General features: G+C 68.2%; 15 protein-coding genes and 1 tRNA gene. 6 read left to right on the top strand and 10 right to left on the bottom strand.

Features of this window, described 5'->3' with window-relative positions; all coding sequences use genetic code 11:
• The first annotated feature begins 49 nt into the window (after positions 1-49).
• Both H1226_RS00840 and H1226_RS00835 read left to right on the top strand, forming a co-directional pair.
• Positions 50-484, top strand: coding sequence for a MarR family winged helix-turn-helix transcriptional regulator (locus tag H1226_RS00840; protein ID WP_373690098.1), 435 nt, complete (start codon positions 50-52; stop codon positions 482-484).
• 56 nt (positions 485-540) lie between these two features.
• Positions 541-625, top strand: a tRNA-Ser gene (locus tag H1226_RS00835).
• Between the two features lie 92 nt (positions 626-717).
• On the opposite strand, the gene H1226_RS00830 is transcribed toward H1226_RS00835, so the two are convergent.
• The 9 genes from H1226_RS00830 to H1226_RS00790 all read right to left on the bottom strand — a co-directional run bounded on the left by H1226_RS00830 (position 718) and on the right by H1226_RS00790 (position 8989).
• Positions 718-1992, bottom strand: coding sequence for a tyrosine-type recombinase/integrase (locus H1226_RS00830; RefSeq protein ID WP_455363833.1), 1275 nt, complete (start codon positions 1990-1992; stop codon positions 718-720).
• A 5-nt stretch (positions 1993-1997) separates the two neighbouring features.
• Positions 1998-2297, bottom strand: a complete 300-nt coding sequence (locus tag H1226_RS00825; RefSeq protein WP_258344979.1) for a helix-turn-helix domain-containing protein — start codon at positions 2295-2297, stop codon at positions 1998-2000.
• Positions 2294-3622 (bottom strand): DUF3631 domain-containing protein, encoded by a 1329-nt coding sequence (locus H1226_RS00820; RefSeq protein WP_258344977.1) that lies wholly within the window; start codon positions 3620-3622, stop codon positions 2294-2296. The genes H1226_RS00825 and H1226_RS00820 overlap by 4 nt, the downstream gene beginning before the upstream one ends.
• Positions 3619-4620: a bifunctional DNA primase/polymerase gene (locus H1226_RS00815; protein ID WP_258344976.1), complete on the bottom strand. Its 1002-nt coding sequence runs from the start codon at positions 4618-4620 to the stop codon at positions 3619-3621. The genes H1226_RS00820 and H1226_RS00815 overlap by 4 nt, the downstream gene beginning before the upstream one ends.
• Before the next feature lie 11 nt (positions 4621-4631).
• Positions 4632-4889 carry a hypothetical protein gene (locus tag H1226_RS00810; protein WP_258344975.1) on the bottom strand — a complete coding sequence of 86 codons (258 nt, stop codon included), beginning with the start codon at positions 4887-4889 and terminating at the stop codon, positions 4632-4634.
• Between the two features lie 141 nt (positions 4890-5030).
• On the bottom strand, positions 5031-7079 hold the full coding sequence (locus tag H1226_RS00805) for an FtsK/SpoIIIE domain-containing protein (RefSeq protein WP_258344974.1): 2049 nt from the start codon (positions 7077-7079) through the stop codon (positions 5031-5033).
• A gap of 137 nt (positions 7080-7216) precedes the next feature.
• The gene (locus H1226_RS00800) at positions 7217-7912 is read right to left on the bottom strand and encodes an ABC transporter permease (RefSeq protein ID WP_258344968.1); all 696 of its coding nucleotides are present in this window, start codon (positions 7910-7912) and stop codon (positions 7217-7219) included.
• Between the two features lie 277 nt (positions 7913-8189).
• Complete coding sequence (locus H1226_RS00795) at positions 8190-8732, bottom strand: hypothetical protein (RefSeq protein ID WP_258344967.1); 543 nt, start codon at positions 8730-8732, stop codon at positions 8190-8192.
• Positions 8729-8989 (bottom strand): hypothetical protein, encoded by a 261-nt coding sequence (locus tag H1226_RS00790; protein WP_258344966.1) that lies wholly within the window; start codon positions 8987-8989, stop codon positions 8729-8731. Before H1226_RS00790 ends, H1226_RS00795 begins: the two co-directional genes overlap by 4 nt.
• Positions 8990-9093: 104 nt before the next feature.
• Here H1226_RS00790 and H1226_RS00785 point away from each other — a divergent pair, with 104 nt between their 5' ends.
• Positions 9094-9477 (top strand): GntR family transcriptional regulator, encoded by a 384-nt coding sequence (locus H1226_RS00785; RefSeq protein ID WP_207918454.1) that lies wholly within the window; start codon positions 9094-9096, stop codon positions 9475-9477.
• A 26-nt stretch (positions 9478-9503) separates the two neighbouring features.
• Here the strand turns inward: H1226_RS00785 and H1226_RS00780 are convergent, their stop codons facing one another.
• Positions 9504-9701, bottom strand: a complete 198-nt coding sequence (locus tag H1226_RS00780) for a hypothetical protein (protein ID WP_258344965.1) — start codon at positions 9699-9701, stop codon at positions 9504-9506.
• Positions 9702-9898: 197 nt separating this feature from the next.
• Here H1226_RS00780 and H1226_RS00775 point away from each other — a divergent pair, with 197 nt between their 5' ends.
• From H1226_RS00775 to H1226_RS00765, 3 genes are all read left to right on the top strand, one after another.
• Positions 9899-10678 carry an aminotransferase class IV family protein gene (locus H1226_RS00775; protein ID WP_258344964.1) on the top strand — a complete coding sequence of 260 codons (780 nt, stop codon included), beginning with the start codon at positions 9899-9901 and terminating at the stop codon, positions 10676-10678.
• 57 nt (positions 10679-10735) lie between these two features.
• Entirely contained in the window at positions 10736-11668 is a 933-nt protein-coding gene (locus tag H1226_RS00770; RefSeq protein ID WP_258344963.1) for an SUMF1/EgtB/PvdO family nonheme iron enzyme, read from the top strand.
• 417 nt (positions 11669-12085) lie between these two features.
• A complete protein-coding gene (locus tag H1226_RS00765) occupies positions 12086-12340 on the top strand; it encodes a winged helix-turn-helix domain-containing protein (protein WP_258344961.1) in 255 nt (84 codons plus the stop codon).
• Positions 12341-12377 lie beyond the last annotated feature (37 nt).

Raw genomic sequence — 12377 nt, 5'->3', positions numbered from 1 at the left:
CGTGATCGATGGGAGCGAAGAACAGGCCCGCTGGCTCGACGACGGCGAGATGGCGGCGTGGCGCTCGTACATCGAGGGCAGCGCCCTGCTGGAGCACCGGCTGAACCGGGAGCTGCAGGCCGCGCACAACCTGTCCATCGCCGACTACGAGATCCTCGTCCGGCTCTCCGAGCAGCCCGGCAGGCAGCAGCGGATGAGCGAGCTCGCCCGCGACGTGGCGCACTCCAAGAGCCGCATCTCGCACCAGATCCGCAGGCTGGAGAACGCCGAGCTGGTGCGCCGCAACGACTGCCTCGAAGACGGCCGCGGCGTCCTCGCCGTCCTCACCGACCGCGGTCTCGAAGTCCTGCGCACCGCGGCACCCACCCACGTCGCCAGCGTCCGCGAGCACTTCATCGACCTGCTGGAGCCCGCCGAGAAGCAGGTCCTCGCCGCCGTCTTCGAACGCCTCCGCACCCGCCTGCACGACCGCCCGGACGCCTGAGCGCAGCCCCTCCCCGCTGTCCCCCGAACCGTCCCAGCGGGCTAGGCTCCGGCCCTGGAAGCGTGGCAGAGCGGCCGAATGCACTCGCCTTGAAAGCGAGCGTCGGGAGACCGACCGCGGGTTCGAATCCCGCCGCTTCCGCTCAGCTGACCAGCACAAACAGGACCCGATGGGGATCTCCCCCACCGGGTCCTTTTGGTCGCGGTAGCAGTTTTGGTAGCAGTTGCGTCCCGTCAGGCTGTCCGCGACGGCTCGGACGCCCCGCCCTCCGAGCCGGGTTCGCCTGCCGCCGACTTCCACAGCAGGCCCCCAACGCTGTGGGCCACGTCGCGACGAATCGCAGCGGTCACGTGCTGGTACCTGGCCGCCATCGCGGTGTTGGACCACCCCATGACGCCCATGACCGTCCGCTCCGGGACTCCGAGCAAGAGCAAGACCGTTGCGGCAGTGTGCCTGGCGTCGTGCAGCCGCCTCTCTGAGACACCGGCTCGTTCCAGAAGGCGGAGCCAGTGCGCGTAGTCCGTTCGCGGATGGAGCGGGCCGCCCTTGGGCTTGGTGAACACGTAGTCGCTCTCCTCCCACATGCCGGCCGCCAGCTGTCGTTCCCTCTCCTGCTGGTCGCGATGCTCCTTGAGCAGCTGGACCAGCTCGTCGGGAAGGCCCATGCCACGCATCCCCGCCCGCGATTTCGTCCCTGCCGTCTCCTCCCTGGCCGGGACCCGCTGCGGGCAGTGTCCGGCGCGCTTGCGCCCGCACTTCTCGCCGCAACCGTGCTTCCATTTCGGCCGGAGCCGATTCCGGCGGACAACGAGTGTCCCGGCCTCAAGGTCGACGTCCGACCATTGCAGGCCAAGCACCTCCCCCTGCCTCAGACCAAGGGCCAACGCGATCGCCCATCGCGCACTGTTTCGCTGCTCTTGTGCGGTTTCGAGCAGGCACTTGATCTCTTCGACCGTGTACGGCTCGACCTCGGTCTCGTCCACCTTTGGCGCGCGGGCAATCGACGCCGGGTTTTCGGTGATGTGCTTGCGCCGCTTCGCCTCGTTGAGCGCCGCACGAATGGTCCGGTGAACCTGGTGCGCATTTCCCGCCTTCGCCCCGGCCTGGATCATCTTCCGGTAAAGGCGTTCAAGGTGTTCCGGTTCCAACTTGTCGAGCCTGTGCCCGCCGACTCCGGGGATGAGGTGCACACGGACGGCGTTGGCGTAGGCATCCCATGCGTTCTCCGTGATGGCCGGCGGAGCGACGATGGTTTCCAGCCAATGCGTGAGCCACTGGGCAACCGTCCAGGTCTGGCCTGCCTTGCGCAGCTTTCCTTCGTCTCGTTCGCGTTCAAGCTTGCGGACCTTCGCCGCTACTTCGGTTTTCGTCTTGCCACGCACGTGCCGACGGTCCGGCCGTCCGTTGTCCTTGGTTCCAACACTCACCCATCCATGCCACGAGCCGTCAGAACCTTTGTGGATGCTCGAACCGCCGTTGGCGTTCCTGCTCTTCTTCGCCATAGGTATCTCCCTCAGGCCTTCGACGGTCGCCGTTGAACAAGTCGGGCTGCGTAGTCCTCGATCGCGTTCTTGGGCACGCGGCGCAATCGGCCGATCTGGACGGATTCGAGCTCGCCATCACGGACCAGGGCGTAGGTCTTCGTCCGGCCAATTCCGAGGCACTGGGCAGCTTCTTCAACCGTCAGCAGCACTCGATCCGGCATCACGCGGGCAGCCTGCTCGGGCTGAGGTGGCTCGGCGGTCTGCTGATCCGCGAGCAAGGCCGCGAGCGATGCGAGCGTGGCGGCGAGCTGTGCGGTGTTCGCGGTCATGCGACCCCCCTGTTGTTCGTGGCGTGCGGGGTAGCCGTCCCAGCCGTCCCATCCGTCCCGATGCAGGTCAGCGCGGGACGGCTTGCAGTACCGGGACGGCTTTTGCCGTCCCAAGGGACTGGGCCGGTGATCTGGGTGGGACGGCTTGAGCTGTCCCGGGCGGTGGTGCCGTCCCGCGCTGACCTGGGTTGGGACGCTTGGGACGGCTGGGACGCCTCCCCGGCTGGGGACTCCGGCGGGCAGTACCGAGCCCAGGCGTCAACGAAGTCGGCGCGGCGGTAACCCTTGGCTTGGGAGCCGTCTGGGAAGCGGACGTTGCTGGAGCGGATCTCGAAGTCCGCCAGCAGCTTCGAGAGCTTGTTGGGGTTGAGGCCCAACGGTCCGTACTCGCACCAGGGCGCTTCCAAGTCGGCGTTGAGCTTGCCTAGCAGGTCGCTGGTGGAGATGGCCTGCTGATCGGCGAAGGCACGGCGGATGTCGACCAGCAGTCGAATTTTCATCGAGCCCTGGTCGCTGTCGTTGGCTTCGGCCAGGAGGTCAACCGCGGCTTGCCGTGCTCGCTCCGGCCACGTCCCTCCGGCGTGGTCGGCCAGCGCGGTCAGTGGTTCCCAGGTGTCGGCCGCTCGGTCTTCCAGCGGCATGTCCGGCTCAGCGGCTTCGAGCTTGTCCAGGTCAGCGCGCAACCATCCGTTGATCCGGTCTGCAAGGCGGGTCAGCGCCGGCCGATCGCGGCGGTGCCGGAAGGGCGAGACCTTCTCGCCCGGTGCCCGTCGGCGCATGCGGATCACGACCGCTCGGTCTTCGATCGTGTCGGGCATGGCGCCGATGCCGGCCAACGCGGCCATTGCGAAGGTCGGGATGGCTTCGACCTTGCGGGTGTTGGCGTCGAACCGGATCGCAGGACGGTTGCGCTGGTGTCCGGCGTTGAGCAGCCCGCGCAGGTCTTCGTTGTTGCCCGCGTCGGCGCCGAAAATCGTGTCGGCCTCGTCGACGAGCATCGTGGGCGGGTCCTCGTCGATCGAGCGGTACACCGCCGACGGCGAGGCGTTGACGGTGATCAGCGGCTCGTAGCAGGCAGCCTCGACCACGTCGAGAAGCCGGGACTTGCCGCAGCGTTTCTCCGGTGCGCGGATGACCAGGCGCGGGGCATGCGCCCACGCGGGCTGGGCGTGGGTCGCGGCGATCCACAAGACCACGGCGTCGACGGCCTGTGGGCTGGGCAGGATCACGTAGCGCGTCACCGCCTGGTGGAGCTCGTCCAGGAGCTCCGCGCCGGTGGTGGGTGCCGTCATCGGGCTACCTCCCTTCATGTCGGTGGTAGTCATGCCGCGCCTCGTCCCAGCAGGGATTCCGGGCCGTCGTGGGTTCCGCGCTCCCAACCCCGGAGGGCGTTGCGTCGGGCGGCGGCGGGTTCGAGCGGCTTGCCCGTGCGCTCCCGGCGACGGAGGGCGGCGGCGGTCAGGGCGTCGATCGCCTCGGTCGCCGTCCAAGGGGCGGTGTCGTGGGTGGCGAGGTTCGCCAGGCGGCGAGCGGCCGCGTAGACCAGGCGCCAGCGCTCCCCCGGCTCCGTTTCGACCTTGGTCAGCTGTCCTTCCCAGATGCGCTGCCAGTAGCCCGGTGCGTGCGCGCCTGGCCGCTCGGCGGCGAGGTTGGGAGCTGCTGGTGCCGGGGTGGCCGGGGGCATGACCCGGGCTCGCAGCCAGGTGGGCAGCTCGGCGATCTCAGCCGTCGCTGAGATCCGGCTGTAGGCGCCGGCAACGTCCTCCGGGGGTGTAGTGATGCGGGTTCCGGGAGCGACGACGTAGCCGCCTTGAGCACGGACGTCGATCTGATGCCCCACTCGGCCGGTGGCGTCGCTGGGCACGTCCAAGCCAGCCGGGGCGCGGAAGTACAGGTGCCGGCCACCGGAGGGTGTGGCGATGGCGAGTGTGGTTGGCCAGGACACGCTGGCGGCGATGGTCAGGGCGTCGAGGGCTTCCAACCCGTCGCCGACTGGGCTGGGCACGTCGTGCGCGGCCGGGGCCGGTGTCTTGGGCTTGCGGTCGAGGTCGAGCACGACCAGCCCGGACGGCCCGGTGGCGATGCCGACGCCGGCGCGGGGTGTGCGGGTCCACCACTGCCGGATCAGCTCGTGATCGGTGGTGGCGGCGAGCAGTCCGTGGCAGGGCTGCTCGGCGGTCAGGCACCGGCAGGCGGCCGGTGCGGTGTGGCCGGCCTTGCAGTGCGGGCAGTTGGCGAACGGGCGCTTGCTGCCGGGCCGCAGCGGGAAGACGTGCATGCCCTGGGCAGCGAGCCAGCTGGCGATGGTGAGGTTCGTGGTCATGGCTGCCCCTTTCAGTTGCGGTGGTGGTTGGCGCGGTGGATGCGGCGGGCGGCGTTGATCACGCGGCGGCCGGGGCGAAGGCGAAGGCCGGTGCCGTCGCAGGGCGGGCAGAGACGGAGGGCGCGGCCGAAGGGGGCGCGGCGTTTGCCGGTGCCGTGGCAGGTGCGGCAGGCCTTGAAGGGCCAGAACCAGCACGTCACGCCGTAACCGAAAGTGACCAATAGGAGCGCGAGGAACAGGACGGTGCTAGCGGGGTCGGTGGGGGTCACAGGTGGCCTCCTGGGCGGTTTTTGGGCGCACTGGCCCAGGCACCTCTAGGGACTAGGGCGCTGGTGAGAGTGGGAGTGGGGGTCTAGCGGGGTCTCTAGACCTAGAGGCGTGGTCGTCTAGGTCTAGAGACCCGGCGAGGGCTAGCCGGACCCCTCACGGCGGTTACGCTCCGCGACTTCGTGGGCGATGTCGGCGCGGGTGATGCCGATGCGGCTGGCGCCCTTGTTGTCGTCGGTGGTGCCCCACACCTGGGCGGTGCGGATGCCATGCCGCTTGAGCGCGGCGGTGAGGTCGGCCGACTCGGTGTAGGTGCCGTAGACCTCGGGCTTGAGCTCGTAGAGGCGGGCGATGACGCGTTCGTTCCAGACCTTCTTCTCGGTCTCGCCGACCACGGCCAGGATGTCTTCGAGCAACGTGTCCTTCTTGGACACCGACTCGTCGACGTCCGGCGCCTCGCCGGTGGCGTGGCCGGTCAGCGTTCCGGCCTGCTCGCGCAAGGTGCGGGCGTAGGCCGCAACCTTCTCCGAGGCCGGACCATCCAAACCGGCCACCGTGCGCACGATCTGGGCATCCGAGCCTTCGCCGACGAGGTAGCCGATGCCCTTGTCCGCCCAGGCGAACGTCGTCGCTCGGACGCCCTGCTTGTACTTCGAGGTGCCCAGGACCATGTCGTTTTCGGTCTGGCCCTGTACCTTCAGGCAGAACCGCGTCGACACGTTCGCCGAGATCCCCGTGGGCAGGCTCTTCGCGTCCGGGCGCTGGGTAGCCAACATGATGATGATTCCCAGCGCGGGTCCTCGTTTGACGAGGTCGGTGCAGATGGCTTCGAACTCCTCGCCGTGGTCGGGGTGCTCGAACCACACTTGGCACTCGTCGACACCGATGACGATCGGGTGCAGCCCAAGGCTCTTCTTGCCCGCGAGCTCTGGGGTGACCTTGTTCTCCGGGGCGAGACCCTGTTTGGCGAGGTCCCGGATGAGCTTGGCTCGGCGGCGGAGCTCGTCGCGGAGTTTCCGCAGGTCACTAATAGCCTTTTCGATCTCTTCGTCGTCGTCTCCGACGCCGTGGGCGTGGGTGACCTTTTCCAGGGGGTCGAGGTCGCCGGTGCCCTTGAGGTCGTAGGTGTGCAACTCCGCGCGCGGGTCGAGTGCGGCGATGAGCAGGAGCTCGCGGAGGGCGAAGGTCTTGCCCATGCGCGGGATCGCCCCGATGGCCACCGAGGTGAACATCAGGCGCAGGTCCACCCACCGGCCGCGCTGGTCGGTGCCGAACGGTTGGGGCTGGAAGAGGTCCACGCGCACGCCCTTGCGCAGTGCCCAGGCGGGCTGCTTAGCCTTGCGCATGTCCTGATCACCGACCCAGAGGATGAGACGCGCAGCGTGCTCGGCGTTGTCGGCCTCGGGCCACACGCACCCGAGTGGCCTGCGGAGGCCGGAGGCGAGTTTTTCGCGGCGGTCCATGATGTCGCCCGGTGTCACACCGTGCGGCAGGTCGATGTCGGCCCGCCATCCCTTGCCGTCACGCGAGATCGGCTTGGGGAACCCGATGCCTTCGCCGCCCTTAGCCATTGCCTGGTTGATCCCGGAGATGCCCAGGGCGTTGAGGGCGGTTTCGACGGCGTTGCTGGTCAGCTTCGGCACCTTCGTCGCCTCCACCGCACGGGAGGCGATCGGCTGATCCGCCGGAGCACCCAACCACCCCACCGCACCGAGCGCGCCGGCCACGATCGCGTACTGGATCAGCTCGGGCAGCAGCTCGCGGCCGAGGAAGAACGCCGCAAGCGCAGCCACCCCGAGGCCGACGGTGGCGTAGATGCGGCCCCGGACCCGGCTATCACGCTGTCCGGACAGCCGCAGGTACTCCGCAGCGTCGGCGCGGTCAGCGGCAGCGTGCCGAACCGGGCGGCCTTCGGCGTCGGTCACCCACCGCAGGAACCCGCGGAGCAGCCGCAGCGTGCCTTGCGGAACGCGGATGAGGATGCGGGCGATGTAGACCGGGCAGCGTACCGCGTGGAAGGCCAGGGTGTGGCCGGCGTAGCCCACCGCCCACTTCGCGGTCTCCCGGAACTCCTCAACGCTGCTCGCCCACCGGGGCAGGACCGGTTCGCGCTTCTCACGGCGAACCAGACTCGCCCCATCCCCAGCGGGCTGGGCCTGGTCGACCTGCGGGGCCTGGTCCTCCTCGACCAACTCCCCGTCGACCACCTGGCCGTCGGCCTCGGCCTGGTCGGACTAGAGGCGTTCGGAGGGGAAGCGCAGCACCCGCGCGGCCTGCTCGTCGGCCTGGTGCTCGTTGTCCTCGGGCTTGGGGGTGTTCGGCTGTTCGGTCATCGCTGCACCTCCCGGTGGGTGTCTTTGATCAGGTGGGCCAGGCCGGCGCCCATGCCGAGCACGGCGACGGGCAGGCACGCCACGGCGGCGGTGATGAGCCAGGGCGCGGAGGTCATGCCGGCGGCCTTCATCAGGTGGAACGCGATCTGCCCCAACGCCCCCAGCCCGAGCGAGCCGAGCGCGGAGTACTTCGCAAACCGCCGGGCACGGGCCGGAACCTGGCCGGACAGCCAGACCCGCAAGGCGTAGGCGGCGTAGGTCTCCACTCCGATCGGGAGCGTGATCGCCGTGTTGATGGCGAACGCGTCCGCGATCCCCGGCAGCGGGTGCACGATGCCGAACCCGGTGAGCTGGCCGAGTCCGACCCACCCGGACCAGATCGCCACGAACGCGGGCAAAGCCAGCAGCATCACCGGCCACACCGCCACCGGCCTCGGCGCCTGATCGTCGGCGGGTTTAGCCGGGTCTGCGGCCGTGGTGATCGGCTCAGACTCGACCTCACGCACCGGCTCCGACTGTTCGGCAGAAACTGGCTCAGACTCGGCGACCGGTTCCACGTCGGCGGTCTCAGGCTCGGCCTCGGTGGGTTCGTTGTCGTGGGTCTCGGTGGGTTCGGTTTCGGCCGGGGTGGGGTCGGTGACCACGTGCAGACCGGCCGGGTTGGAAGCCTTCACCGGCTGCTCGGCGGCCAAGCGCTCCAGGATCTCGCGGGCCTTCGGCGCCCCGATCCGCAGCTCAGCCATCAACTGGTTCCGGCTCGGCGTACGCCCCAACTGCGTGACCAGGTGGCGTGCCTGCGGCAGCAGCTCGGCGACTGGCACGGGGTACGAGCTGTTCGCGGTAGTCATCGCGCACCCCCACGGGGGCTAGCGGTGATCCGTAGCATCAGAGATCTCCTAACGGTTTCGTGATCGGTGGGAGACCCGGCCCAGCAGTTGGTTTGGCGACTGGCCTGCTGGGTCGGGTGCATCAAAAAGGCCAGGTGGTCTCGCCGCCGTCGACACGATCGGCAGCCCGGAACAGGGCCTCAGCCATCCAGGCGTCGTTGTTCTGATCGGCCCAGTAGGCCTCATCCCGCGCCGCATTCGGCCCGTACCGCTTGACGTACTCCCGGGCCTTGCGGTCGCAGCGCAGCTCGCGCTCCGCCCGCTCCGACGCGCACGCCTCGACCGCCGGTTCGTCGGCCGGTTCGGTGCGCTTGACCAGCAGGGGCTTGCCGGTGATCTGGGAACGCCACGGCCCCTTCTTCCCTTGAAGGCCCCTACGCTCCATCTCCAGATACGCCGCCGTGGGGACCTCATCGACGTGCGGCGGAGGCGCGTCGATCTCGAAGCGATAGGCACCGCAGTCGCAGGTCCACCGCACCGACACCTCACTGACCTGCTCACCACTGCTCGGCTTGTGCTCCGGGCAGGTCAGCTCACGCCGCCGCCTGGCACCCCTGGAGCCGTCCTCGGTCGAAAACCGCGGCACCCGCCGCCCGGACAACAGCCAATTCAGCAACCCGTTCACGCCGCCTCCCCGGAGTCCGCCTCGGTCGTGATCAGCCGCAGCACCGCGCCGGCCTCGCGACGCTCGTAGCGCCGCAGCCGCGTGCGCTCCCCCGCGCCCAGCTCCGACCAGACGAAGGGCGCCACGGGCAGCTCGCCCAGCTCGTCGGCGATGACCTGCGCCCAGTAGTCCTGCACCGCCTCCTGCTCGAACTCGCTCAGTTCGGCCTCGCAGTTGGCCAGCTCGGCTCCAAGGGACCCGTAGCCCTGGTAAGGCATTGCTACCTCCTGATGTCTTAAGATATTTATCTGTCGCGAAACATTAGGGCGCGCGGGATGAGCTGTCAACCCATGTCTCAAGACATGCCGAGTACGCTGATCACGTGGCTACTGACGACGCGCACGAGGACAAGCGCCCAGCTAGTCGGCGTGTGGCGGACGCCCTACAGGGGCGGATCGACGCCGGCGAATTCGCCCCGGGTGCCCAGCTGCCGACATATCGCCTGCTCGCGGAGGAGTACGAGGTTGCGGTCAACACCGCGCTGGCTGCCGTGCGCCTGCTCCGGGACGCCGGCGTGGTCACGATCCGGACCAACGCCGGCGCCTACGTCCGGGAGCCTTCGGAGCAGGTCGACGTGGCTGCGGAACTCACCCGCACACGCTCGGAGCTGACCGAGCTTCGCAAGACGGTTCAGCAGGCGGACGCCGCTATCAACGCCCTGGAGGGGCGGCTTGACGACCTCATCAGCCGAGTCCGGGACGAGTAGCGCGGACCGCTTCGTGGTCGGCGCCGTCATGCCATGAGTCCCTGGAAGAACTGGGCCATGCCGTTGACGAGGGCGATGAAGAGCTCGAACGCGCCCTTGACCCACACCGCCGACTCGGCAGGGTGCTTCACGATGAGGACCAGGACCGCGAAGGTGACGGCCGCGCCGATGAGCTTGGGCATGATGCCGCCGGTCTGGACTCCGGGGAAGGCCTGCTTCGCCATGACTTTCTCCTTCTCGCTGAGGGCTTTTCGCTTGCCCGTTCCGCTGACATATCCAGATTGCGGTCTCAGCGAGCTGCAAAGAACTGTCCTCGAACGCCCTACACTGAACCCGTGCTGAACCGGTGCCCCTGAACTCGTGCTGCACTCCGGTTCCGTTGAAGTTCAGAATTGGCCGGTCAGCTGCCAAGCTGGTCCCCATGCAGCTCAACGGCACGCCGCCCGACATGGAGCAGGTCAAGACCCTGGCCTTGACGAACTACGGCCACTTCACGTCGATGAGGGTTGAGGAGGGGCGCGTACGCGGCCTGTCCCACCACATGCAGCGGCTCTTGCGTGACTGCCGCCAGCTCTTCGACGTCGACCTGGACGTCGACCGCGTCCGGCACTTCGTCCGCCTGGCGCTCGAAGACGCGCCGGCTCTGACGACGGCCCGCGTGACGATCTATGACCCCGCGCTCAGCCTCGGCACGATCGGCCAAGACGCCGAACCGCACGTTCTCGTGACCACGCGTGAGGCCTCTCCGGGCATCGCGTCACCGCTGCGGCTTCGAGCGATCTCCTACGTTCGCGATGATCCGCCGGTGAAGCACATCGGCCTGTACGCCGCGCTCCGCCGGCGCCGCATCGCCCAGCGCGACGGCTTCGATGACGTGCTGTTTCTCAACCCCAACGGCACCATCAGCGAGATCGCGACCTCGAACATCGGCTTCGTCCGAGATGGACAGATCATCTGGCCCAAGGCCGAGTACCTGTCCGGGGTCACCATGACCCTGCTTCAGCAGGAGTTCGACGAGTCGGTGGTTGTGGAGCCGGTGACGCTCTCCGACCTGAACGAGATGGACGCCGTTTTCGCGACGAACGCCGCCACCGGCCTCCGGGTGGTCTCCGCCGTTGAGAGCAACGAATGGCCCAAGGAACACCCCGTTCTTGACGAGCTGCGCGGGCTGTACGCAGACATCCCAGGCGAAAGGGTGTAGCCACGCGGGCATGACCTTTAGGCTTCCCTGCGGAAGTCGTGACAGGGGAGCTGGCAAGTGGCGAATGTGCAGGTTTGGACGGGGACCGAGATCAAGGCTCTCCGCACCGCGATGCGGCTGAGTCTTCGGGAGTTCGCTGCCCACCTGGGCGTGAGTGAGCGCAACATCTCGAAGTGGGAAGCCAAAGGCTCAGATGTCACCCCGATCCCGGTCAACCAGGCGATCCTGGACACGGCCTTGCGGATGTCCGACCCGGACACCAAAGCCCGGTTCAAGGGCCTTACCGGCGGTGCGGAGATCTCCGGCGCCGAGACCATCGAACCGATTGGGAGCAGCCAGGTTCGCCACCCGCTCACCGGCAGCTCGATGGTCAAGGTGGACGGCAGCATCTACCAGTCCGGCCCGAGCAACACGCCCCTGTGGGTGCCGTCGTACTACATCGACATCTACCTGGTCAGCAACGCCGACTACGCCCAGTTCGTCGCCGCCACTGGGCACCAGCCGCCGCAGCACTGGGAAAACGGCACCTTCCCGAAGGAACTGGCCAACCACCCCGTGGTGTGGGTGACCTGGAAGGACGCCGCCGCCTACGCGAAGTGGGCGGGCAAGACGCTCCCAACCGCGCAGCAGTGGGAGAAGGCCGCCAGAGGAACCCGCGGTGCGACCTACCCGTGGGGCGACCAGCCGACGCCGGCCAAGTGCAACGTCCGCGAGAACGGCGTCGGCACCACGACGGCCGTCGACTGCTACCAGTCCGGGACCAGCCCCTACGGCGTCTACGACATGTGCGGCAACGTCTGGGAATGGCTCGACACCCAGTCCACGCCCGGACGGCGCGAGCTCAAGGGCGGAGCCTGGACGAGCCAGTTCGACCGCGCGGTCCCGTCGCAGTTCAACGACGCCAACGAGACCATGTGCGACGACGACACCGGCTTCCGGTGCGCGGCGCCGGCCGAAGACCTCGAACGACTGCTTCACGGCACCGGCTGACCAGTTCACACCGCACCTCCGCCCTTGCCTGGACACCGGGCAAGGCCTTTCATCGCCGCTGTGGCGATCTCAACGCCCTGTGAGATCGCCTCTCGGGGCGTTATCGCACGTCGAATGGCGACTCCCCGCCCTTCGACGGCCAAGCGGTCATCGGCCACAGCAGGAACAGCGCCTTCCCAAGTGATGGTTCTCCGCGTGGAACTCGACCGCGTCGACAGCGATGCGCCCGAGGTCGGCCACGACACGGAAGCAGTCAGGACCGGCGACCGGGCACACGAGCCAGCGTCGGCCGTCAACGAAGACCGCTTTCGGCTCCTCGGCCTGGGTCACTTCCATAAGCAAAAGTGCAGCTACCTACACGTACCTATGGGTTCATCTCATCAGGCGTAGCTTCCTCCTCCTGCATAGCGTCGGGTTATGAGCTGGGAGAGCCGCGCAGACAGGATCAACCGGGACCTGCCGGTCTACGTCTGGTCCCAGATCGCCGACGACCTCCGAGCCGACATCGAATCCGGCGAACTCTCCCCAGGCCAGCGCCTCCCCTCCGGACCCGAACTCGCCGAGATCTACGGCGTCACCAAGGTCACCGCCACCAAGGCCATCCGCCACCTCCAAGAAGCCGGCCTACTCACCGTCGTCAACGGCATGGGCACCTACGTCACTGCAGCCTGACTCCAGCGAGGGCGCCCACACAGGACATCCAACACAT

Source organism: Saccharopolyspora gregorii (genome assembly GCF_024734405.1).
GTDB lineage: Bacteria > Actinomycetota > Actinomycetes > Mycobacteriales > Pseudonocardiaceae > Saccharopolyspora_C > Saccharopolyspora_C gregorii.
This window is presented reverse-complemented; position numbering and strand designations above follow the sequence as displayed.

Bases quoted from the DNA above. Each gene is read 5' to 3' on its own strand.
- H1226_RS00820 (WP_258344977.1), bottom strand. From the start codon at position 3,622: ATGACTACCACCGACATGAAGGGAGGTAGCCCGATGACGGCACCCACC.
- H1226_RS00790 (WP_258344966.1), bottom strand. From the start codon at position 8,989: ATGCCTTACCAGGGCTACGGGTCCCTTGGAGCCGAGCTGGCCAACTGC.
- H1226_RS00815 (WP_258344976.1), bottom strand. From the start codon at position 4,620: ATGACCACGAACCTCACCATCGCCAGCTGGCTCGCTGCCCAGGGCATG.
- H1226_RS00780 (WP_258344965.1), bottom strand. From the start codon at position 9,701: ATGGCGAAGCAGGCCTTCCCCGGAGTCCAGACCGGCGGCATCATGCCC.
- H1226_RS00825 (WP_258344979.1), bottom strand. From the start codon at position 2,297: ATGACCGCGAACACCGCACAGCTCGCCGCCACGCTCGCATCGCTCGCG.
- H1226_RS00840 (WP_373690098.1), top strand. From the start codon at position 50: ATGGCGGCGTGGCGCTCGTACATCGAGGGCAGCGCCCTGCTGGAGCAC.
- H1226_RS00765 (WP_258344961.1), top strand. From the start codon at position 12,086: ATGAGCTGGGAGAGCCGCGCAGACAGGATCAACCGGGACCTGCCGGTC.
- H1226_RS00775 (WP_258344964.1), top strand. From the start codon at position 9,899: ATGCAGCTCAACGGCACGCCGCCCGACATGGAGCAGGTCAAGACCCTG.